The sequence below is a fragment of the Citrobacter amalonaticus genome (assembly GCF_018323885.1).
Classification (GTDB): Bacteria; Pseudomonadota; Gammaproteobacteria; order Enterobacterales; family Enterobacteriaceae; genus Citrobacter_A; species Citrobacter_A amalonaticus.
The window spans coordinates 2,467,094-2,487,959 of record NZ_AP024585.1 but is presented as its reverse complement, the minus strand read 5'-3'; the positions used below and the strand labels follow the sequence as shown (position 1 = coordinate 2,487,959).

Below are 20,866 nucleotides of genomic sequence, written 5' to 3'. Positions count from 1 at the left end.
AAGGAGTGGTAAATGAAGAAGTTAGTCGCAACAGAACCGCGCGTCGCGGCGCTGGTAGAGTATGACGATCGCGCTGTCATGGCGAATGAGGTGAAAATTCGCGTGCGGTTTGGCGCACCGAAACACGGTACGGAAGTGGTGGATTTTCGCGCCGCCAGTCCGTTTATTGATGAAGATTTTAATAGCGAATGGCAAATGTTTACGCCACGTGCGAAAGACGCGCCGCGCGGTATTGAGTTTGGTAAGTTCCAGCTCGGCAATATGGTCGTTGGCGACATTATCGAGTGCGGGAGCGACGTCACTGACTATGCCATTGGTGATAGCGTCTGTGGTTACGCCCCTTTAGCCGAAACGGTCATTATTAACGGCGTCAATAACTACAAACTCCGCAAGATGCCGCAGGGGGCGAGCTGGAAAAACGCGGTGTGCTACGACCCGGCTCAGTTTGCGATGAGCGGCGTGCGTGATGCCAACGTGCGGGTAGGTGATTTCGTCGTCATCGTTGGTCTTGGCGCGATTGGGCAGATAGCTGTCCAGTTGGCAAAGAAAGCTGGCGCGTCGGTAGTCATTGGCATCGATCCGATCGCCCATCGTTGTGATATCGCTCGCCGCCATGGCGCGGATTTCTGCCTGAATCCGATGGGTACTGATGTCGGTAAAGAGATCAAAATGCTGACCGGTAAGCAGGGGGCGGATGTCATCATCGAAACCAGCGGCTATGCCGACGCGTTGCAGTCCGCGCTACGTGGGCTGGCTTATGGCGGCACTATCTCTTATGTCGCGTTTGCCAAACCCTTTGCCGAAGGTTTCAATCTCGGGCGCGAAGCCCATTTCAATAACGCCAGAATTGTCTTCTCGCGCGCGTGCAGCGAGCCGAACCCGGACTATCCGCGCTGGAGTCGCAAACGTATTGAGGAGACCTGCTGGGAACTGCTGATGAATGGTTATCTTAACTGTGAGGATCTTATCGACCCGGTGGTGACCTTTGCGGCTAGCCCGGAAAGCTATATGCAGTATGTCGACAGACATCCGGAACAGAGCATCAAAATGGGCGTCACATTTTAAGCGTAAAGGAAGACGAGCAATGAAAATCGGCACACAGAATCAGGCATTTTTCCCGGAAAATATTCTGGAGAAGTTTCGCTATATCAAAGAGATGGGTTTTGATGGCTTTGAGATCGACGGCAAATTGCTGGTTAATCACCTTGATGAAGTCAAGGCTGCCATTAAAGAAACGGGTCTGCCAGTCACGACCGCCTGTGGTGGTTATGATGGCTGGATCGGCGATTTCATCGAAGAGCGTCGTCTGAACGGATTACAGCAGATCGAACGCATTCTTGAAGCGCTGGCGGAAGTGGGCGGGCAGGGCATCATTGTGCCTGCGGCTTGGGGAATGTTTACCTTCCGTCTACCGCCAATGACCTCGCCGCGCAGTCTGGCTGGCGATCGCAAAGCAGTTAGCGACTCGCTAGGTTACCTTGACAGTGTGGCAGCACGTACCGGTACCACCGTCTATCTCGAGCCGCTTAACCGTTATCAGGATCATATGATCAACACGCTGGCGGATGCGCGTCGGTACATTGTGGAAAATAATCTGAAGCACGTACAGATCATCGGCGATTTCTACCACATGAATATCGAAGAAGATGATATGGCGAAGGCGCTGCACGATAACCGCGATCTGCTGGGACATGTGCATATCGCGGATAATCATCGCTATCAACCGGGCAGCGGCAGCCTGAACTTCAGCATGCTGTTTGATCAGTTGCGCGAAGATAACTATCAGGGCTACGTGGTGTATGAAGGGCGGGTGCGGGCAGAAAATCTGCCGGAAACCTACCGTCAGTCATTGGCCTGGTTGCGTACCTGCTAAGAGGTTGCCGTGAAAAGTGCAATGACTCGTTCTCCGCTTCGTGTTGCCATCATTGGCGCCGGACAGGTAGCGGATAAAGTTCATGCTTCGTACTACTGCACCCGCGAGGATCTGGAACTGGTGGCTGTCTGTGACAGCCGCCGTTCTCAGGCGCAAACGCTGGCAGATAAATACGGTAATGCGCAGGTCTGGGACGATCCGCAGGCGATGCTTCAGAAGGTAAAGCCCGATATCGTCAGCATCTGTTCACCGAATCGTTTTCATTACCAGCATACTTTGCTGGCACTGGAGGCCGGTTGTCACGTGATGTGTGAGAAACCGCCAGCGATGACCCCGGATCAGGCGCTGGAGATGCGTAATACCGCGCGTCGTATGGGTAAAGTACTGGCCTATGATTTCCATCATCGGTTCGCGCTGGATACGCAGTTACTGCGTGAGCAGGTCATGTCGGGCGTTCTCGGTGAAATCTACGTGACCAACGCCAGAGCGCTGCGTCGCTGCGGCGTTCCCGGATGGGGGGCTTTTACCAATAAAGCGCTGCAGGGCGGCGGGCCGCTGATCGATCTTGGTATTCACATGCTGGATGCCGCGATGTATGTACTGGGGTTCCCAATGGTGAAACGGGTCTGGGCCCACAGTTTTCAGAAAATTGGCACACAGAAAAATTGTGGCCAGTTCGGTGAGTGGGATCCGACGACCTATACCGTAGAGGATTCTCTGTTTGGCACCGTCGAGTTCCACAACGGCAGCATTCTGCGTCTTGAAACCTCCTTTGCGTTGAATATCCCCGAACAATCCATCATGAATGTGAATTTTTGTGGTGACAAAGCGGGGGCAACGCTGTTCCCGGCGCAGGTCTATACCGATAAGGGCGGCGAACTGGAGACGCTATTTGCCCGTGAATGTGCAGACGATCAGCGTCATTTTCGCAGTATGGAAGCTTTCGTGAATCATGTTCGCGGTGAGCCGGTCACTATCGCGGACGCCGAACAGGGATGGCTGATCCAGCAACTGGTGGCGGCGCTGTATCAGTCTGCAGAAACAGGGATGTGTGTTGAATTATGAGCAAGCCAGTCACGTTATCCGAATCGGGTTTTTGTCCGCACAGCCTGAATAAATATGCCTCACTACTGGCGACAGGCAATGGTTACCTGGGGTGTCGCGCCAGCCACGAAGAAGCTTATACCCATCAAACGCGTGGGATGTATCTGGCCGGGTTGTATCACCGGTCCGGGAAGGGGGAAATCAATGAACGGGTGAACCTTCCGGACGTTATTGGCGTCGACATCTTCCTGAATGGTGAGCTTTTCTCGTTGCTCAGCGGAACACTCGAAAGCTGGCAGCGAGAGATCGACTTCGCTACCGGCGAGTTAACGCGTTCGCTGATCTGGCGTGCGCCTGACGGGGCGCGTTTCGCCATTGAGAGTCGACGCTTTGTCTCAGCAGAGCAATTGCCACTCCTGGCGATGACGTTGTCGATTACCCCGCTCGACAGCGATGCCATAATTGCGTTATCGACCGGCATTGACGCAACAATCACCAACCATGGTCGCCAGCATCTGGATGAAACGCAGTTGCGGGTGTTCGGCCAACATCTCCTGCAAGGGATTTACACCACTCAGGATGGTCGAAGTCATGTCGCTGTTTCCACACATTGCCGCGTCAACGGTGATGCGCAGTCCTGCTTTACAGCAAAAGAACGGCGGCTGATGCAGCACACCAGCTCGTTGATGAAAGCAGGGGAATGCCTGACGCTGGAAAAACTCACATGGGTGGACTGGACCACAGAGTGCGATGTCTCACTGGAAAGCTGGGGGCAAAAGGGGATTCTGCACCTGAATGCCTGCGTGGGGCTGGGTTATGACGCGTTACTGGCGCAATCCGCCGCCAACTGGCAGCGCTGGTGGCAGCATTGTCGAGTAGAAGTGAATAGCGTAAACGCAGACGATCAGCGTGCGCTGGACTTCGCCCTGTATCATTTACGGATTATGACACCTGCCCATGATGAGCGTTGTAGCATCGGCGCGAAGGGGATGACCGGTGAAGGTTATAAAGGACACGTTTTCTGGGATACCGAAGTCTTTCTGCTTCCTTTTCATCTGCTCACTTACCCTGACGTCGCGCGGAATTTGTTGCGCTACCGTTGGCATAATCTGGCCGGGGCGCGGGAAAAAGCGCGAATAAACGGCTGGCAGGGGGCGCTGTTTCCATGGGAAAGCGCGCGCAGCGGTGATGAAGAGACGCCGGAGTTCGCGGCGATCAACATTCGAACCGGATTACGTCAGAAGGTGGCTTCTGCGCAGGCGGAACATCATCTGGTGGCCGATATTGCCTGGGCCGTTGTGGCGTACTGGCAGGTCACAGGCGATGAGCAATTTATGTCCCATGAAGGACTAACGCTTCTACTGGAAACGGCACGGTTCTGGCTGAGTCGTACAACGGAAGTGAAGGGGCGACTTGAGATCCATGATGTCATTGGCCCGGATGAATACACCGAACACGTGAATAATAACGCCTTCACTAACTATATGGCGTATTACAACGTCGAGCAGGCACTGCATTTTGCCCGTCGCTATGGTTGCACGGACGACGCGTTTATTCATCGTGCCGAGCATTTTCTCCAGTTCTTATGGCGACCAGAGGTTCTGGCAGATGGCATTTTACCGCAGGATGATACGTTTCTCAGCAAACCGGCTATTGATCTGAGCGCGTACAAGACAACGGCGGGCAAGCAGACGATCCTGTTGGATTACTCGCGGGCGGAAGTCAATGAACTGCAAATTCTGAAGCAAGCGGATGTGGTGATGCTGACCTATATGCTCCCGGAGTTGTTCACAGCGGAAGTTTGCCTCAACAATCTCCATTTCTACGAAGCGCGCACCATACATGACTCCTCTTTAAGTAAAGCGATTCACGGGATCGTAGCGGCACGCTGTGGCAACCCAGAACAGGGTTATCAGTTCTGGCATGAAGGCGCGCAGATCGATCTTGGCGACGATCCGCACAGTTGCGACGACGGCATCCACGCGGCGGCAACGGGGGCCATCTGGCTGGGGGCGATTCAGGGATTTGCGGGGCTGAGCGTACGTAACGGTGCACTGCACCTCGACCCGGCGCTGCCAGAGGGATGGAAAAAACTGATGTTCCCTCTGTACTGGCAGGGAAGCGAGATGATGATTTCGCTCAGCAAAAGTCACGTGACGATAAGCAGTTCACGACCGGTTACGCTGTGGCTTAATGCAAAACCAATCGTTATTGATGGTGAATATAAACTCGAATTTCCTGACATGATTTTGCCTGTTTTTGGGACCGCTACCACGGAAAGGGGAAAAGAATGAAACCACAGGCAATAGTGTTTGATCTTGATGGGGTCATTACCGATACGGCACATCTGCATTTTCTTGCCTGGCGACAGGTGGCTGCTGAATTGGGAATCGTGATTGACGAGGTGTTCAACGATCGCCTGAAAGGCATCAGTCGTGGTGAGTCGCTGCTGCGTATTTTGCGTCACGGTGGAAAAGAAGGGGTATTCACCCAGGCGGAACGGGAGCAGATCGCCGCGCGTAAAAATGCGCTTTATGTTGACTCGCTGCGCTCACTGACGCCGGAGGCGGTACTGCCGGGAATTAAGGAACTGCTGACTACGCTGCGTACGGAACAGATAAAAACCGGACTGGCGTCAGTGTCACTGAATGCGCCCGCGATCTTACAGGCGTTGCAAATGACATCGTTATTCGATTTTTGCGCCAATGCCGCGCTGATCCGCCGTTCTAAACCGGATCCGGAGATTTTTCTCGCGGCGTGCAACGGTCTGCACGTTAATCCACGAGCATGTATTGGAATAGAGGATGCGCAGGCGGGGATTGAGGCGATTAACGCCAGTGGAATGCGTTCGGTGGGTATTGGATCCACCTTAACCGACGCAGATTTGCTACTTCCGACAACGGAATTTTTGACGTGGCCGCGCTTATCGGCTTTCTGGCAACTCGACAAGTAAAGGAATCAACATGGCACAGCTTTCGTTGCAGCATATACAGAAAATTTATGACAACCAGGTGCATGTGGTTAAAGACTTCAATCTGGAAATTGAAGACAAAGAATTCATCGTGTTTGTCGGCCCGTCGGGATGCGGAAAATCAACCACGCTACGAATGATTGCGGGGCTTGAGGAGATCAGCGCCGGCGAACTGTTGATCGACGGCAAGCGGATGAATGATGTGCCCGCAAAGGCGCGCAATATTGCAATGGTCTTCCAGAACTACGCGCTGTATCCGCACATGAGTGTCTATGACAACATGGCGTTCGGTCTGAAGATGCAAAAGATTGATCCCGGCGTTATTGACGAACGCGTCAACTGGGCAGCGCAGATCCTCGGTTTACGGGAGTACCTCAAGCGCAAACCTGGCGCATTGTCGGGCGGGCAACGCCAGCGTGTTGCGCTGGGCCGGGCCATTGTGCGTGAAGCGGGCGTGTTTCTGATGGATGAGCCGCTCTCTAATCTCGACGCCAAACTCCGTGTCCAGATGCGCGCAGAGATCAGCAAACTACACCAGAAGTTGAATACCACCATGATTTACGTCACGCACGACCAGACAGAAGCCATGACCATGGCGACGCGGATTGTGATCATGAAGGATGGGATCGTCCAGCAGGTTGGAGCGTCCAAAATGGTTTATAACCATCCCGCAAATATGTTTGTTGCAGGTTTTATCGGTTCTCCGGCAATGAATTTTATCCGTGGTGCGATTGACGGAAATAAATTTGTTACGGAAACCCTTAAATTAACCCTTCCGGAAGACAAATTACGGATATTAAAAGCGAAGGGTTATGAACATAAAGCTGTCGTGCTGGGGATCCGCCCGGAGGATATTCACCCTGGAATACAAGAAGAGAATAGTGTGACAGCAAAAATAAGCGTGGCGGAACTGACCGGCGCAGAATTTATGTTGTACAGCACGATTGGGGGGCACGAGCTGGTGGTCCGTGCCGGGTCTGTTAATGACTATTATGCAGGAGACAATATCACCATCCATTTTGATATGGCGAAATGCCATTTCTTTGACGTAGAGACGGAATTCGCTATTTAACAATAAATATCTCCAGGGGCGTGGCCCCCTGGCTTTCGCGATATTTTATTTATCTGTACTTTAACAAGGAATAAAAATGAAAACCTTACTGTCCTCTTCAGCGCTGCTGATATGCGCTGGGATGGCCTGCGCGCAGGCTGCCGATAATAAAGACTGGCATTTTAATATTGGTGCCATGTACGAAATTGAAAACGTTGAAGGTTACGGCGAAGATATGGACGGACTTGCTGAACCGTCTGTCTATTTTAATGCCTCGAACGGTCCGTGGAGAATATCCCTTGCCTATTATCAGGAAGGCCCGGTTGACTATAGTGCTGGCAAACGCGGTACCTGGTTTGATCGCCCGGAACTGGAAGTTCACTATCAGATCCTGGAAAGTGATGATTTCAGTTTTGGTTTGACGGGTGGCTTTCGTAACTACGGCTATCACTATGTGAATGAAGCGGGCAAAGACACCGCAAATATGCAGCGCTGGAAAGTGGCGCCGGACTGGAATGTGAAGCTCACGGATGATTTGCGCTTTAGCGGATGGCTGGCGATGTATCAATTCGTCAACGATCTGACGACCACCGGCTATTCAGACAGTCGTGTCGAAAGCGAAACGGGCCTGAATTATACCTTTAATGAAACGGTGGGACTGACGGTAAATTACTATCTGGAGCGCGGTTTCAACCTTGCTGAACATCGTAATAATGGCGAGTTTTCTACTCAGGAAATTCGCGCCTATTTACCGATTTCGCTGGGCAATACCACGCTGACACCCTATACCCGTATTGGTCTGGATCGGTGGTCAAACTGGGACTGGCGAGACGATCCGGAGCGTGAAGGTCATGACTTCAACCGTCTCGGATTACAGTATGCCTATGATTTCCAGAATGGTGTGTCGATGACGCTGGAATACGCCTATGAGTGGGAAGATCACGATGAAGGTGACAGTGACCGGTTCCATTATGCGGGCATAGGCGTTAACTACGCCTTCTGATAGCCCTGGCTGCCCGTCAATTACGGGCAGCCATTCGCTCAGGCCAGAGATGCGGTCAGAGAGATACGGGTTTCGACGGTGATGGAGCGAGCGTCGGTTTTCCCGGCAATATGCTTAAACAACAGATCGCAGCTTTGCTCGCCGAGTTCACGTGTCGGGACGTCAATGCCGCCGGGCGGAGGGGTGAGAATAAAAGAGAGCATTTCGTTGCTGTAACCGACGACCGCCAACTGCTGCGGAATGGCAATTTTTCTCTCCGACGCTGCGCGATACAAACTGAGGATCTTAATGCTGTCGGTGGCAAAAACAGCATCCGGTAAGGGGTGCTGGTTTAATAATGCTCTCGCCGCTTCCAGCGCACTTTCGTGCGTATAGCCACCATCAATAATCCAGCGTTTATTCTCTGCCAGTTGATGCGTCGCCAGACTGCGCTTATAGCCATTTACGCGATCAACAGAAACATGGTATTCCAGCGGCGCGTGCAAACAGGCAATATTCTGATGGCCGCTGTCAATCAGGGCATCAGTCAGTGCAATACTGTCACGATAATTATCGGTATCGACCGAGTAAACGTGAGTGTATTGACCTTCTACCTTACCGATGACCACCACTGGAATATCATATTTATCCAGACGCTCGAAAAAAGTCTCATCTGCGGGCGAACTAAGCATGATAATGCCTTTGATCATCTTCTGCTTAATCTTGCTCTCGCACTTTTGCAGATCGTCTTCAGTACTACGTGACGTTTGCAGGATCACGTCGAAACCTTCCTCCTCTGCTTTTGCGGTAATGGCGTGCAAAACTTCAGAGAAGAAGGGGTTACCAGCAGTTGTTTTGGTCGAGCGTGTTGAAATCACCATGATGGCGTCAAACCCGGATGAGGTCAGGGCGCGGGCCAGTTTATTCGGCTGATACTGCAGTTCATCAATAGCGCGCTGCACTTTTTCCAGCGCTTCCGGTGAGATATTGGTTTGCTTGTTTAATACGCGCGAGACCGTCGACTTCGACACACCCGCCACGCGAGCGATATCATAAATAGTGGGGGTCATACTCCTGCAACTCCATCGGAGAGTTAATACCATACATCTTAGGGAGTTAGTCTGCGGTTGACAACACAGCGCGGTGGATTGTGCCGTGTAGCAATGAACTTCATGAATCAGCATTTCTGTGGCAGCCCGAACCTGGCGCGGCAGTTTGATTGCAGACCATTGCATGAAGTTATCGGGTTTGATAAAACCTGATATCCCATCCTTTAATAATGCGACGCTCATGATGCAAAGCCACTCTTTCCTGGTCCCTTTTCAGGGCGAAACGCTTTACGCTGAAAGTACGTTTGGCCGCAATGGACATGTCCTGATGCTACACGGCGGCGGGAAAGACAGAACCATTTTCCACAAGTATCGCGTTATGTTGGATGAGTCAGGTTTTGGAACGACGATATTCGATTTTTTAGGTCATGGAGAAACCGGCGGCGACATTCGCGATTCCTCGTTGTTGAGCCGCACCCAACAGGCAACGGCGGTGATGGATTTTCAGGGGCAGATTTTTACCGGTTGTGTGGGCGTCAGCATGGGGGCGTACAATGCGCTTCAACTCAGTAAAATGGTTCCGCTGCGCTCGTTGATTCTGATGGTGCCAGGTGTCTATGCCACACCCGCGTATCCGGTTAAATTTGGCCCCGATTTTTCGGCCATTATACGCCAGGATCGCAGTTGGGACGCGACGGATGCGTGGGCCATCACCGCTGAATTTACCGGTGATTTGTTGGTTATCGCTGCCGAAAATGACACCATCATCCCTGCCGATATACCGAAAAAACTGGTCTCGTCGGCAGCGCAGGCCTGCCAAAAGACACTACTCACGATCGATGGGGCGGGTCATAACTCGATCTGGGAGCAGTTGATGCGTTCAAGAGCATGCTATGAAAGTGTTCGCTCGGCTTTTGAACGCTGCTTAGCTCATTAGCATACTTTTATTTCAGCCTGTCCTGTTTTCCCTTAACGGGGTCAGTCGGGTGAACATCCCACTCGACACAACCCGATTGAAAATCAACGACCTGCCCCTATATTAGAGGGATGCGTTATACTTTTTTCTGGTCTTCAGGCATAACGGGATGGCGATGAAGAGACTCACCAATGAACTCAATGCGCTGGTTAATCGCGGTGTAGACCGGCATTTGCGCCTCGCGGTCACCGGGCTGAGCCGGAGCGGAAAAACCGCATTTATCACGGCGATGGTTAATCAGTTGCTCAATATCCATGCCAGTGCGCGGCTGCCGCTGCTTAGCGCAGTACGCGAGGAGCGCCTGCTCGGGGTGAAACGTGTCCCCCAGCGAGATTTTGGCATTCCTCGCTTTACCTACGATGAAGGGCTGGCCCAGCTGTATGGCGATCCGCCGACGTGGCCGACGCCCACCCGTGGGGTCAGCGAAATTCGCCTGGCGCTGCGCTATAAATCCAATGACTCTCTGCTACGTCACTTCAAAGAGACGTCGACGCTGTACCTGGAAATTGTCGATTATCCCGGCGAATGGCTGCTCGACCTGCCGATGCTGGCGCAGGATTATCTGAGCTGGTCGCGGCAGATGACCGGGTTGCTCACCGGGCAGCGGGCGGAATGGTCGGCAAAATGGCGACAACTGACACAAGGGCTGGATCCGCTAGCCACTGCTGATGAAAACCGCCTGGCTGATATCGCGGCGGCGTGGACGGAATACCTGCATCAGTGTAAACAGCAGGGGCTTCACTTTATCCAGCCGGGCCGATTTGTCCTGCCCGGCGATATGGCGGGTGCACCGGCGCTGCAATTCTTCCCCTGGCCGGATGTGGAGGCGTGGGGGGAATCCAGACTGGCTCAGGCGGATAAACACACCAACGCCGGGATGCTGCGTGAACGCTTTAACTATTACTGCGAAAAGGTGGTGAAGGGGTTCTATAAGAACCATTTTCTGCGTTTCGACCGCCAGATTGTGCTGGTGGATTGCCTGCAACCGCTCAACAGCGGGCCGCAGGCGTTCAACGACATGCGTCTTGCCTTAACTCAACTGATGCAAAGTTTCCATTACGGTCAGCGTACGCTGTTCCGTCGGCTGTTTTCACCGGTGATCGACAAACTGCTGTTTGCTGCCACCAAAGCGGATCATGTGACGATCGATCAGCACGCCAATATGGTGTCGCTGCTGCAACAGTTGATTCAGGATGCCTGGCAGAACGCCGCGTTTGAAGGGATCAGCATGGATTGTCTGGGGTTGGCCTCCGTTCAGGCTACCACCAGCGGGCTGATTGACGTGAACGGTGAGAAGATCCCGGCGCTACGCGGGAATCGCTTAAGCGATGGCTCTCCGCTGACGGTCTACCCCGGTGAAGTGCCGGCACGTCTGCCAGGACAGGCGTTCTGGGACCGCCAGGGATTTCAGTTTGAAGCATTTCGACCGCAAAAAATGGACGTCGATAAGCCGCTGCCGCACATTCGCCTGGATGCCGCGCTGGAGTTTTTAATAGGAGATAAATTGCGATGAGCGAACCGATAAAACCGCGGATTGATTTCGCTGGTCCGCTTGACGTCGAGCAGAGCCCGGCTTTTAAAGCGCAACAAACGTTTAGCGAGACGCAAGCTCAGTCCTTTGCCCCGGCCACCGTTGATGAACCGCTGGAAGAAGAGGGACAAGCCGAAGCGGTGATTGACGCGGCGCTACGCCCGAAGCGCAGTCTGTGGCGCAAGATGGTGATGGGCGGCCTGGCGCTGTTCGGCGTAAGCGTGGTGGGACAAGGTGTTCAGTGGACAATGAACGCCTGGCAAACCCAGGACTGGGTGGCGCTCGGCGGTTGCGCGGCCGGGGCGCTGATTATTGGGGCGGGAGTCGGATCGGTGGCAACCGAATGGCGACGTCTGTGGCGTTTGCGTCAGCGTGCTCACGAGCGCGATGAAGCGCGTGACCTGCTGCACAGCCACGGTGCCGGCAAAGGACGGGCCTTCTGCGAGAAACTGGCCCAGCAGGCCGGAATCGACCAGTCGCATCCGGCGTTGCAGCGCTGGTATGCCTCGATCCACGAAACGCAGAACGATCGCGAAGTGGTCAGTCTTTACGCCCATCTGGTTCAGCCGGTGCTGGATGCTCAGGCGCGGCGAGAAATCAGCCGTTCGGCGGCGGAGTCGACGCTGATGATCGCAGTCAGTCCGCTGGCGCTGGTGGATATGGCATTTATTGCCTGGCGCAATTTGCGACTGATTAACCGCATCGCCACGCTGTACGGGATAGAGCTGGGCTATTACAGCCGTTTGCGTCTGTTCCGACTGGTGTTGCTCAACATCGCTTTTGCCGGAGCCAGCGAACTGGTACGGGAAGTGGGGATGGACTGGATGTCGCAGGATCTCGCGGCGCGCCTGTCGACCCGAGCCGCGCAGGGGATCGGTGCGGGGTTGTTAACCGCACGACTGGGGATCAAAGCGATGGAGCTTTGCCGCCCGTTGCCGTGGCTGGACGATGACAAACCGCGCTTGGGTGATTTCCGGCGCCAATTGATCGGGCAGCTCAAAGAGACGTTGCAGAAAAACGGTTCCCCGCGAGAAAAGTAATCTAATCACAGGCGTTGACCGCGTAACTTTACGCCGAAACGCCTGTTTTTCCGCCATGCTGTCAATATTTGTTGACAGAATCCTTCCTGGTTCCCCATTCCTGGCTTATCATCATATCTATAGCTCATTATTCAGTTGAAGGTTCCCCCATGCGTCTGGAAGTCTTTTGTGAAGACCGACTTGGTCTGACTCGCGAATTACTTGATTTACTGGTGCTACGCAGCATCGATTTGCGCGGTATCGAGATTGACCCCATCGGGCGAATCTACCTTAACTTTGCTGAACTGGAGTTCACTAACTTCAGCAGTTTAATGGCGGAAATTCGCCGCATTGCAGGCGTCACCGATGTACGCACTGTGCCATGGATGCCATCAGAGCGGGAGCACCTCGCGCTTAGCGCGCTGCTTGAGGCACTGCCTGAACCTGTTCTGTCGCTGGATCTGAAAAGCAAGATTGAGATAGCGAACCCGGCAAGCTGCCAGCTGTTTGCGCTTAACCCGGAGCGGATGCGCAACCATACCGCTGCACAACTGATCAACGGTTTTAACTTCCAGCGCTGGCTGGAAGGCAATCCGCAGACGTCCCATAACGAACATGTGGTGATCAACGGGCAGAATTTCCTGATGGAAATCACGCCGGTTTATCTGCAAGGGGAAACTGACGAAACCATGCTCACCGGTGCGGTGGTCATGTTGCGTTCAACACTCCGGATGGGACGTCAGTTGCAGAATCTGGCAACCCAGGATGTCAGCGCTTTTAGCCAAATCATCGCCGTCAGCGGAAAAATGAAGCATGTTGTCGAACAGGCGCGCAAACTGGCGATGCTGAGTGCGCCGCTGTTGATTACCGGCGATACCGGCACCGGTAAAGATCTGTTTGCGTATGCCTGTCACCAGGCCAGCCCGCGCGCGGGCAAACCGTATCTGGCGCTCAACTGCGCGTCGATCCCTGAAGATGCGGTGGAAAGCGAACTGTTTGGTCATGCGCCAGAAGGCAAAAAAGGCTTCTTCGAGCAGGCAAACGGCGGTTCGGTGCTGCTTGATGAGATTGGTGAAATGTCGCCGCGCATGCAGACCAAGCTACTGCGGTTCCTCAATGACGGTACGTTTCGTCGGGTGGGGGAAGATCATGAGGTACATGTCGATGTGCGCGTGATCTGTGCGACGCAAAAGAATCTCGTTGAACTGGTGCAGAAAGGACTGTTTCGCGAAGATCTCTATTATCGCCTTAACGTGCTGACGCTGAATCTGCCGCCGCTGCGCGATTGTCCGCAGGACATCATGCCGCTGACTGAACTGTTTGTGGCGCGTTTCGCCGATGAGCAGGGCGTGCCGCGTCCTAAACTGGCTGCCGATCTCAGTACGGTATTGACCCGTTACGGCTGGCCCGGCAATGTGCGTCAACTGAAAAACGCCATCTACCGGGCGCTGACGCAGCTTGAAGGTTACGAACTGCGACCGCATGATATTTTGCTGCCTGACTACGATGCGACGACGGTTGCGGTAGGTGAAGATGCGATGGAGGGGTCGCTGGATGATATCACCAGCCGTTTTGAGCGCTCAGTGTTAACCCAGCTTTACCGCAGTTATCCCAGTACCCGCAAGCTGGCGAAACGCCTGGGGGTATCCCATACCGCGATTGCGAATAAGCTGCGTGAATATGGCCTGAATCAGAAGAAGGGCGAAGAGTAAAAAAATGCCTCCGAAATGGAGGCATTTTTGTATGACGGGGACCTTACGCTTTCAGGACTTCCAGCGCAGCGGCATAGTCAGGTTCGTTGGTAATTTCATTCACCAGTTGACTGAAGATGACGTTGTCATTTTCATCCAGAACGACGACCGCACGCGCAGCCAGACCTTTCAGCGGGCCTTCGGTGATTTCAACGCCGTAGTTTTTCAGGAATTCAGCGTTACGCAGCGTGGACAGCGTGATAACGTTGCTCAGACCTTCAGCGCCACAGAAGCGGGACTGGGCAAACGGCAGATCGGCAGACACACACAGCACCACGGTATTGTCGATTTCGGTGGCCAGTTGGTTAAACTTACGTACCGATGCGGCGCAAACGCCGGTATCGATGCTCGGGAAAATGTTCAGGACTTTGCGTTTGCCAGCAAACTGGCTCAGTGCGACGTCAGACAGATCTTTTGCCACGAGGGTAAAAGGCTGCGCTTTGCTACCCGCTTGAGGAATGGAGTTGGCGACTGCAACCGGGTTGCCCTGGAAATGAACGGTTTGTGACATGGTTATCTTCCTGTTTACATATAGTTAACGTCACAGCTAGTTTATGCCAACAGCCGATAACACGGCAAACGCTATTTCGGTGAAGCGCACAAACCACCACGTCATTGCTTAAGGAGAAAAAATGCGTTCTGTGAAGGTATACGAGGAAGCCTGGCCGTTACATACCCCTTTTGTGATTGCCCGTGGCAGCCGCAGTGAGGCGCGTGTCGTGGTGGTTGAACTGGAAGAAGAGGGTGTGAAAGGGATTGGTGAGTGCACGCCCTATCCGCGTTACGGGGAAAGCGATGCCTCCGTAATGGCACAGATCATGAGCATTGTCCCGCAACTGGAAAAGGGGTTGACCCGGGAAGCGCTGCAAAAACTGCTCCCGGCAGGTGCGGCACGCAACGCGGTTGACTGTGCGCTGTGGGATCTCCAGGCACGCCAGCAGCAACAAACGCTGACGGAAACCCTTAACGTGGCGTTGCCGACGACAATTGCCACCGCACAGACCGTCGTGATTGGTAGCCCGGAACAAATGGCGGCCAGCGCAGCGGCGCTATGGGAAGCCGGAGCCAGGCTGCTGAAGGTGAAGCTGGACGATCGCCTGATCAGCGAACGTATGGTGGCGATTCGGTCGGCAGTACCGGAGGCGACCTTAATTGTCGATGCCAATGAGTCCTGGCGGGCGGAAGGGCTGGCGGCGCGCTGCCAGCTGTTAGCAGATTTGGGTGTCGCGATGCTGGAACAACCGCTTCCGGCGCAGGATGATGCCGCGCTGGAAAATTTTATCCATCCGCTGCCGATCTGCGCCGATGAGAGCTGTCATACCCGTAGCAGCCTGAAAGCGCTGCATGGGCGTTATGAAATGGTCAATATCAAGCTGGACAAAACCGGCGGATTGACAGAGGCGCTGGCGCTGGCTACCGATGCCCGCGAACAAGGATTTGCCCTGATGCTGGGCTGCATGCTTTGCACGTCACGGGCCATTTCTGCCGCATTACCGCTGACGCCGCAGGTCAGCTTTGCCGATCTTGATGGTCCTACCTGGCTTGCGGTCGATGTGGAGCCCGCATTGCACTTTACGACCGGACAACTGCATCTTTAGGATGCCAGCGCAGAAGCGTGGACATCGCCTGGAGATATTTCTCGCTGGCCTCATCTGATGAGATCGGCGGGAATTCCGCTGTGATGCAGTGTAAATTCAGATCCGCACACCAACTGCCGAAAGAGCCGGGCGTTTCGTAACCAACGCTTGTCACCAGCGGTAGTTCGAACACTTGCGCCAGCCATTCACCGAGCTCGCTGCTTTTGGGATCTTCAATACAGGCCAGTGGGTCATGGAAAGAAACCACCCACGCGGGGTGAATGCGGTGAATGAGCTGACATAACGCCTGAGTTTCCGGTTCCGAACCCGGATGATCCCCTGTCAACAGCACCACGTCACGCGTTTCCGCAGCGCTGTTCCAGCGATAAACCGTCTCGCCGGCTTTCCAGTTTGCTGACGGAAAATTGCGATTAAGGTCGACGCCGTTAGCGTTCGCACGCAAACCGAGCTGACAGCCGTCCGGGTTCACTGCGAGGATCACATGGTGGCGGCGCAGTGAAGGCGTCAGCGTGCGCAGTGCGCAGGAGAGCGTGACCACCGATGCATTTTCGTCACCATGCGTTCCCGCGATAATCAAGCCACTGTCACGACTGGCGACGGCTGCCGGAAACCAGATCAGCGGTGCGCCCAACAGTGAACGACCATAATGTTCAGTTCCTGGCGGGAAGGCGCCGCGTTCGGCGCGAGGGCGGGTAACGGTCATAAGCGTCTCTGAATTCAGGGATTATTACTCGCAGTGTTGTGCAAATTGGGTCGATAATCAAATCGTTTTCGCATGGACGGATTTTTAGTCGTAATATCAATTTTCTGCAGGAAGATGTTTGCATTTCCTTCAGGCGAAACAAATAATTACGCCATCGTGAATAAGCCGGATTGAGGGGACTCTATGAAGCACGCTGTTTCAGTAACCTGTTGTGCGCTGTTGGTTAGCAGCATTTCTCTGTCATATGCTGCGGATGTTCCCAGCGGAACGGTACTGGCAGAGAAGCAGGAGCTGGTTCGCCATATAAAAGATGAACCGGCGACGCTTGATCCGGCAAAAGCGGTTGGCCTGCCGGAAATTCAGGTTATTCGCGATCTGTTTGAAGGACTGGTGAACCAGAACGAGAAGGGTGAAATCGTACCTGGCGTCGCCACGCAATGGAAAAGCAACGACAATCGCATCTGGACGTTTACGCTGCGGGATAATGCGCGTTGGTCTGATGGTACGCCGGTGACCGCCCAGGATTTTGTCTATAGCTGGCAACGCCTGGTGGATCCGAAAACGCTGTCGCCCTTTGCATGGTTTGCCGCGCTGGCAGGGGTCAATAACGCCCAGGCGATCATTGATGGCAAAGTGACGCCCGATAAGCTCGGTGTGACCGCCATTGATGCCCGCACCCTGAGAGTGCAACTGGATAAGCCGCTGCCGTGGTTCGCCAACCTCACCGCCAGTTTTGCGTTCTATCCGGTGCAAAATGCCAACGTGGCAAGCGGTAAAGACTGGACCAAACCGGGCAACCTGGTGGGGAATGGCGCCTACGTGTTGCAGGATCGCGTGGTAAATGAAAAGCTGGTGGTGGTGCCGAATACGCAGTACTGGGATAACGGAAAAACGGTGCTGCAAAAAGTGACTTTCCTGCCGATTAATCAAGAGTCATCGGCCACTAAACGTTACCTGGCGGGTGATATTGATATCACCGAATCATTCCCGAAAAATATGTACCAGAAGCTGTTAAAGGACATTCCAGGGCAGGTTTATACGCCACCGCAGTTGGGAACCTATTACTACGCCTTTAACACGCAAAAAGGGCCAACGGCGGATTCCCGCGTGCGTCTGGCGCTGAGCATGACCATTGACCGTCGCATTATGGCGGAGAAAGTGTTGGGTACCGGGGAAAAACCGGCCTGGCACTTTACTCCGGACGTCACTGCCGGTTTTACGCCTGAACCGTCTCCGTTCGAACAGATGAGTCAGGAAGAGCTGAATGCCCAGGCGAAAACGCTGTTGCGTGCGGCGGGATACGGTCCGCAGAAACCGCTTAACCTGACGCTGTTATACAACACCTCTGAGAACCACCAGAAAATTGCCATCGCGGTGGCTTCGATGTGGAAGAAAAACTTAGGTGTGGATGTGAAGCTGCAAAACCAGGAGTGGAAAACTTACATCGACAGCCGTAATACCGGGAACTTCGATGTGATTCGTGCTTCCTGGGTGGGGGATTACAACGAGCCTTCGACCTTCCTGTCGCTGCTGACGTCGACGCACTCAGGCAATATTTCGCGTTTTAACAACCCGGCGTATGACAAAATCATCACTCAGGCGACGATGGAAAACACGGATAAAGCGCGTAATGCGGACTACAATGCGGCGGAAAAAATCCTCATGGAGCAGGCACCCATTGCGCCAATTTATCAGTACACCAACGGGCGCTTAATCAAACCGTGGCTGAAAGGGTACCCGATCATGAACCCGGAAGATGTGGCCTACAGCCGGACCATGTATATCATCAAGCACTAACCCTCCGTCAGCGGGCGCGGAAACGCGCCTGCCGTTCACACCGTATAAATGCGGATATCATGTTCGCGAAACGCCTCGCAATACGCCTTGCTGATATTCGCTTCAACTACCATGACATCGATCTCACTGCTCTGGGCGACGACATAGCGAGCCACCGCCGGGATCTTGTCCGCCGTCAGCGCGACAATGGTCTCATTACACTGTCGGATCACTGCGCGTTTGAATTCACAATCGGCGTAATCAAACCCGGTCAGACCGGATTCCGGCGCCATCGCACAGCCGCCGATAAACCCCTGGTCGAATAACATCCCCTGAACCTGCGCAATCGCCGAAGCGCCGACGCAACCACCAGAAGAGCGCTGCAGCTGACCGCCGAGCATGATGACGTCGTACAGGGGCTTTTTTAACAGTACGGCAGCGATTTCCGGCGAGTTGGTCACCACGGTCAGAGACAGTTCTGCCGGAAGCGCCTCCGCCATCGCCAGGTTGGTCGTACCGGTGTCGATAAAAATACAGCTACCGGATTTGACCAGTCGTGCACATTTTTGCGCGATGCTGCTCTTTTGGTCGGGCTTCTTCGTTTTGCGAATGGAATAGTCACCCGCTTCCGGCAGCATCATGACCGCGCCGCCATACACCTTTTTGCAGATGCCTTCCTTGCTGAGTTCATGGAGATCGCGGCGAATCGTGTGCTCCGAGACGTTCAGCCGGGAGGCGAGGTCACTGCATACCACGCGCCCATTCTCCTGCAGGATCTGCTGAATCAGGGCTTGTCGTTGTTCCGGGAAAGCTGCATAATCGAGCATGATAAATCCTGAAAACCATATCATCGAGCAATATAGCGCATGATCGGGCAAAACGGTCAGTGCTGTCAACATTCTAACGGGTTGAAACGAGGTGAAACATGAAAATCGCACATATGGCGTTATGGACCACAGAACTGGAAGCGCAGGCGCGCTTCTGGACCGGTTTTTTTGGCGGGACGCTTAATGAGAAATACATCAGCAAGAACAACCCCGGATTTGAGTCTTATTTTGTGCGCATCGGTGATGATATTGCGATTGAACTGATGACGAAACCCGCCCTGCGAGCCCTGCGCCCGGATAACCAGACGACCGGGTGGGTGCATCTGGCAATCGCGGTTGGCAGTGCTAAAAAAGTGGATGCGCTGGCAAAAAAAGCACGGGCGCTGGGGATCCTGGTTTCACCACCGCGCACGACCGGGGACGGTTATTATGAAGCGGTCATCAAAGACCCGGACGGGAATTTCATCGAAATTGTTGAATGAACAGAGAATAACACATTGTCTGAGTAAGGAGCCTCAGGTAAATATGTCCTGAGGCTATCACGAGTCGGGCAGGGGCGTTTTACATTAACCCTGACTGCTATTATTGAGATAGAGTGTCTGGCTCGGGAAGGCGAAATCAGCGCCATGGCTCTGCACGATATCAATAATGTTAAGATAAACCTGTTGTTGAACCGCTAACCACTCTTCCCAGACCGTTGTTCGGGTAAAACAATACACCATAATATTTAATGAAGAGTCACCAAAGCCATTAAAATAGACCAGCAGCGTTTGTTGCTGATCGATATCGGCATGGGTTTGTAGCATTTGTCGAATAGCATTGACGATCGTGCCCACTTTGCTGGCATCTTCGTAACGTAACCCGACAACCGTGTTGATTCGACGGTTACTCATCCGACCGGGATTCTCTACGCTAATCGAGGAAAACACAGAGTTTGGAACGTATAACGGACGGTGATCAAAGGTGGTGATTTTAGTCATCCGCCAGCCAATTTCCGCCACGGTGCCTTCGATATTGCGATCCGGGGAACGTACCCAGTCGCCGATACTGAAGGGGCGATCGAAATAAAGCATAATGCCGGAAAAGAAGTTACTGAGGATATCTTTCCCTGCCATGCCCACGGCGATGCCGCCGATGCCGCCAAAGGTGAGTAACCCCGACAGGCTCATGCCGAAGTGTTCACCATAAAGCAAAATAATGACGACAATGAGGGCGATTTTGATAATCCGCGATAAAATTCGCGCGCTGGTGACGTCTCGCCCTTTTTTAATTTGCGATTTTTCAAACTGATTAATCACCAGAAACAATTTAATAGTCAGAATCAGGGCGATCAACGACGTACAGACAAAGTCGATAATACTGGATGAAACCGCGCTGATGTTATAATGGCTAATAACGGTGTTAGCGATTCGCCCTAATGTACCGATAATCAGCGCATAAATAAGAAACTGAGCCGTATGGAAGACAAACCCTTTCTTGCGTTTATGTGCATGACGAAAGAAAACATTCATCAGAATTAAGCTAAAGACGCTACTCAAAATAACCGTCAGATTGAAGACGTTTTTTACGAACAGCTCTGCAAACATATTTATCCCCGGCTTTCCGCTGCCACTGACATAACAAAAAATAAACTGCAACTCATTAATGGTACTCAGGATAAACATTCAAGTCATCAATAAAAAGGGGGAATAAATAGCGCTTTTAGCGTTTTTACG

Annotated in this window: 19 protein-coding genes; 14 read left to right on the top strand and 5 right to left on the bottom strand. The window is 53.3% G+C overall.

Annotation, left to right across the window (positions count from 1 at the left end; genetic code table 11):
• Window positions 1-12 precede the first annotated feature (12 nt).
• The 7 genes from ycjQ to KI228_RS11640 all read left to right on the top strand — a co-directional run bounded on the left by ycjQ (window position 13) and on the right by KI228_RS11640 (window position 7,942).
• Window positions 13-1,065 carry a D-guloside 3-dehydrogenase gene (ycjQ, locus tag KI228_RS11670; RefSeq protein WP_044327764.1) on the top strand — a complete coding sequence of 351 codons (1,053 nt, stop codon included), beginning with the start codon at window positions 13-15 and terminating at the stop codon, window positions 1,063-1,065.
• A gap of 19 nt (window positions 1,066-1,084) precedes the next feature.
• Window positions 1,085-1,873 carry a 3-dehydro-D-guloside 4-epimerase gene (gene ycjR / locus KI228_RS11665; protein ID WP_061070063.1) on the top strand — a complete coding sequence of 263 codons (789 nt, stop codon included), beginning with the start codon at window positions 1,085-1,087 and terminating at the stop codon, window positions 1,871-1,873.
• Between the two features lie 9 nt (window positions 1,874-1,882).
• The gene (gene ycjS / locus KI228_RS11660; protein ID WP_061070064.1) at window positions 1,883-2,938 is read left to right on the top strand and encodes a D-glucoside 3-dehydrogenase; all 1,056 of its coding nucleotides are present in this window, start codon (window positions 1,883-1,885) and stop codon (window positions 2,936-2,938) included.
• Window positions 2,935-5,211, top strand: a complete 2,277-nt coding sequence (locus tag KI228_RS11655; protein ID WP_061070065.1) for a glycoside hydrolase family 65 protein — start codon at window positions 2,935-2,937, stop codon at window positions 5,209-5,211. Before ycjS ends, KI228_RS11655 begins: the two co-directional genes overlap by 4 nt.
• Window positions 5,208-5,870: a beta-phosphoglucomutase gene (pgmB, locus tag KI228_RS11650; protein WP_043000565.1), complete on the top strand. Its 663-nt coding sequence runs from the start codon at window positions 5,208-5,210 to the stop codon at window positions 5,868-5,870. Before KI228_RS11655 ends, pgmB begins: the two co-directional genes overlap by 4 nt.
• 10 nt (window positions 5,871-5,880) lie before the next feature.
• On the top strand, window positions 5,881-6,960 hold the full coding sequence (locus KI228_RS11645; RefSeq protein WP_141227538.1) for an ABC transporter ATP-binding protein: 1,080 nt from the start codon (window positions 5,881-5,883) through the stop codon (window positions 6,958-6,960).
• Between the two features lie 76 nt (window positions 6,961-7,036).
• A complete protein-coding gene (locus KI228_RS11640) occupies window positions 7,037-7,942 on the top strand; it encodes an OmpG family monomeric porin (RefSeq protein ID WP_061070067.1) in 906 nt (301 codons plus the stop codon).
• A 38-nt stretch (window positions 7,943-7,980) separates the two neighbouring features.
• Here the strand turns inward: KI228_RS11640 and KI228_RS11635 are convergent, their stop codons facing one another.
• Complete coding sequence (locus KI228_RS11635) at window positions 7,981-8,991, bottom strand: LacI family DNA-binding transcriptional regulator (RefSeq protein WP_043000568.1); 1,011 nt, start codon at window positions 8,989-8,991, stop codon at window positions 7,981-7,983.
• Between the two features lie 220 nt (window positions 8,992-9,211).
• Between KI228_RS11635 and KI228_RS11630 the strand changes: the two genes are divergently transcribed.
• From KI228_RS11630 to tyrR, 4 genes are all read left to right on the top strand, one after another.
• The gene (locus KI228_RS11630) at window positions 9,212-9,907 is read left to right on the top strand and encodes an alpha/beta fold hydrolase (RefSeq protein ID WP_161220226.1); all 696 of its coding nucleotides are present in this window, start codon (window positions 9,212-9,214) and stop codon (window positions 9,905-9,907) included.
• A 154-nt stretch (window positions 9,908-10,061) separates the two neighbouring features.
• Window positions 10,062-11,459, top strand: a complete 1,398-nt coding sequence (locus tag KI228_RS11625) for a YcjX family GTP-binding protein (protein ID WP_061070677.1) — start codon at window positions 10,062-10,064, stop codon at window positions 11,457-11,459.
• Complete coding sequence (locus tag KI228_RS11620; RefSeq protein WP_044267155.1) at window positions 11,456-12,517, top strand: YcjF family protein; 1,062 nt, start codon at window positions 11,456-11,458, stop codon at window positions 12,515-12,517. The genes KI228_RS11625 and KI228_RS11620 overlap by 4 nt, the downstream gene beginning before the upstream one ends.
• Window positions 12,518-12,666: 149 nt before the next feature.
• Entirely contained in the window at window positions 12,667-14,208 is a 1,542-nt protein-coding gene (tyrR, locus tag KI228_RS11615) for a transcriptional regulator TyrR (protein WP_212807454.1), read from the top strand.
• 43 nt (window positions 14,209-14,251) lie between these two features.
• Here the strand turns inward: tyrR and tpx are convergent, their stop codons facing one another.
• The gene (gene tpx, locus KI228_RS11610; RefSeq protein ID WP_043000571.1) at window positions 14,252-14,758 is read right to left on the bottom strand and encodes a thiol peroxidase; all 507 of its coding nucleotides are present in this window, start codon (window positions 14,756-14,758) and stop codon (window positions 14,252-14,254) included.
• Window positions 14,759-14,879: 121 nt separating this feature from the next.
• On the opposite strand from tpx, the gene ycjG reads away from it, so the two are divergent.
• The gene (ycjG, locus tag KI228_RS11605; RefSeq protein ID WP_043000572.1) at window positions 14,880-15,845 is read left to right on the top strand and encodes an L-Ala-D/L-Glu epimerase; all 966 of its coding nucleotides are present in this window, start codon (window positions 14,880-14,882) and stop codon (window positions 15,843-15,845) included.
• Here the strand turns inward: ycjG and mpaA are convergent.
• Window positions 15,820-16,548 (bottom strand): murein tripeptide amidase MpaA, encoded by a 729-nt coding sequence (mpaA, locus tag KI228_RS11600; protein ID WP_141227537.1) that lies wholly within the window; start codon window positions 16,546-16,548, stop codon window positions 15,820-15,822. The genes ycjG and mpaA overlap by 26 nt on opposite strands.
• Before the next feature lie 183 nt (window positions 16,549-16,731).
• Between mpaA and KI228_RS11595 the strand changes: the two genes are divergently transcribed.
• Entirely contained in the window at window positions 16,732-18,345 is a 1,614-nt protein-coding gene (locus tag KI228_RS11595; RefSeq protein ID WP_043000574.1) for a peptide ABC transporter substrate-binding protein, read from the top strand.
• Window positions 18,346-18,380: 35 nt separating this feature from the next.
• Here the strand turns inward: KI228_RS11595 and KI228_RS11590 are convergent, their stop codons facing one another.
• Window positions 18,381-19,151 carry a DeoR/GlpR family DNA-binding transcription regulator gene (locus tag KI228_RS11590; protein ID WP_043000575.1) on the bottom strand — a complete coding sequence of 257 codons (771 nt, stop codon included), beginning with the start codon at window positions 19,149-19,151 and terminating at the stop codon, window positions 18,381-18,383.
• Window positions 19,152-19,249: 98 nt separating this feature from the next.
• Here KI228_RS11590 and KI228_RS11585 point away from each other — a divergent pair, with 98 nt between their 5' ends.
• Window positions 19,250-19,633, top strand: coding sequence for a VOC family protein (locus KI228_RS11585; protein WP_043000576.1), 384 nt, complete (start codon window positions 19,250-19,252; stop codon window positions 19,631-19,633).
• An 84-nt stretch (window positions 19,634-19,717) separates the two neighbouring features.
• Here KI228_RS11585 and KI228_RS11580 read toward each other — a convergent pair whose 3' ends face one another.
• Window positions 19,718-20,737, bottom strand: a complete 1,020-nt coding sequence (locus KI228_RS11580) for a mechanosensitive ion channel family protein (protein WP_061070678.1) — start codon at window positions 20,735-20,737, stop codon at window positions 19,718-19,720.
• Window positions 20,738-20,866 lie beyond the last annotated feature (129 nt).

Bases quoted from the DNA above. Each gene is read 5' to 3' on its own strand.
- ycjQ (WP_044327764.1), top strand. From the start codon at position 13: ATGAAGAAGTTAGTCGCAACAGAACCGCGCGTCGCGGCGCTGGTAGAG.
- ycjR (WP_061070063.1), top strand. From the start codon at position 1,085: ATGAAAATCGGCACACAGAATCAGGCATTTTTCCCGGAAAATATTCTG.
- KI228_RS11655 (WP_061070065.1), top strand. From the start codon at position 2,935: ATGAGCAAGCCAGTCACGTTATCCGAATCGGGTTTTTGTCCGCACAGC.
- pgmB (WP_043000565.1), top strand. From the start codon at position 5,208: ATGAAACCACAGGCAATAGTGTTTGATCTTGATGGGGTCATTACCGAT.
- KI228_RS11645 (WP_141227538.1), top strand. From the start codon at position 5,881: ATGGCACAGCTTTCGTTGCAGCATATACAGAAAATTTATGACAACCAG.
- KI228_RS11640 (WP_061070067.1), top strand. From the start codon at position 7,037: ATGAAAACCTTACTGTCCTCTTCAGCGCTGCTGATATGCGCTGGGATG.
- KI228_RS11635 (WP_043000568.1), bottom strand. From the start codon at position 8,991: ATGACCCCCACTATTTATGATATCGCTCGCGTGGCGGGTGTGTCGAAG.
- KI228_RS11630 (WP_161220226.1), top strand. From the start codon at position 9,212: ATGATGCAAAGCCACTCTTTCCTGGTCCCTTTTCAGGGCGAAACGCTT.
- KI228_RS11625 (WP_061070677.1), top strand. From the start codon at position 10,062: ATGAAGAGACTCACCAATGAACTCAATGCGCTGGTTAATCGCGGTGTA.
- KI228_RS11620 (WP_044267155.1), top strand. From the start codon at position 11,456: ATGAGCGAACCGATAAAACCGCGGATTGATTTCGCTGGTCCGCTTGAC.
- tyrR (WP_212807454.1), top strand. From the start codon at position 12,667: ATGCGTCTGGAAGTCTTTTGTGAAGACCGACTTGGTCTGACTCGCGAA.
- tpx (WP_043000571.1), bottom strand. From the start codon at position 14,758: ATGTCACAAACCGTTCATTTCCAGGGCAACCCGGTTGCAGTCGCCAAC.
- ycjG (WP_043000572.1), top strand. From the start codon at position 14,880: ATGCGTTCTGTGAAGGTATACGAGGAAGCCTGGCCGTTACATACCCCT.
- mpaA (WP_141227537.1), bottom strand. From the start codon at position 16,548: ATGACCGTTACCCGCCCTCGCGCCGAACGCGGCGCCTTCCCGCCAGGA.
- KI228_RS11595 (WP_043000574.1), top strand. From the start codon at position 16,732: ATGAAGCACGCTGTTTCAGTAACCTGTTGTGCGCTGTTGGTTAGCAGC.
- KI228_RS11590 (WP_043000575.1), bottom strand. From the start codon at position 19,151: ATGCTCGATTATGCAGCTTTCCCGGAACAACGACAAGCCCTGATTCAG.
- KI228_RS11585 (WP_043000576.1), top strand. From the start codon at position 19,250: ATGAAAATCGCACATATGGCGTTATGGACCACAGAACTGGAAGCGCAG.
- KI228_RS11580 (WP_061070678.1), bottom strand. From the start codon at position 20,737: ATGTTTGCAGAGCTGTTCGTAAAAAACGTCTTCAATCTGACGGTTATT.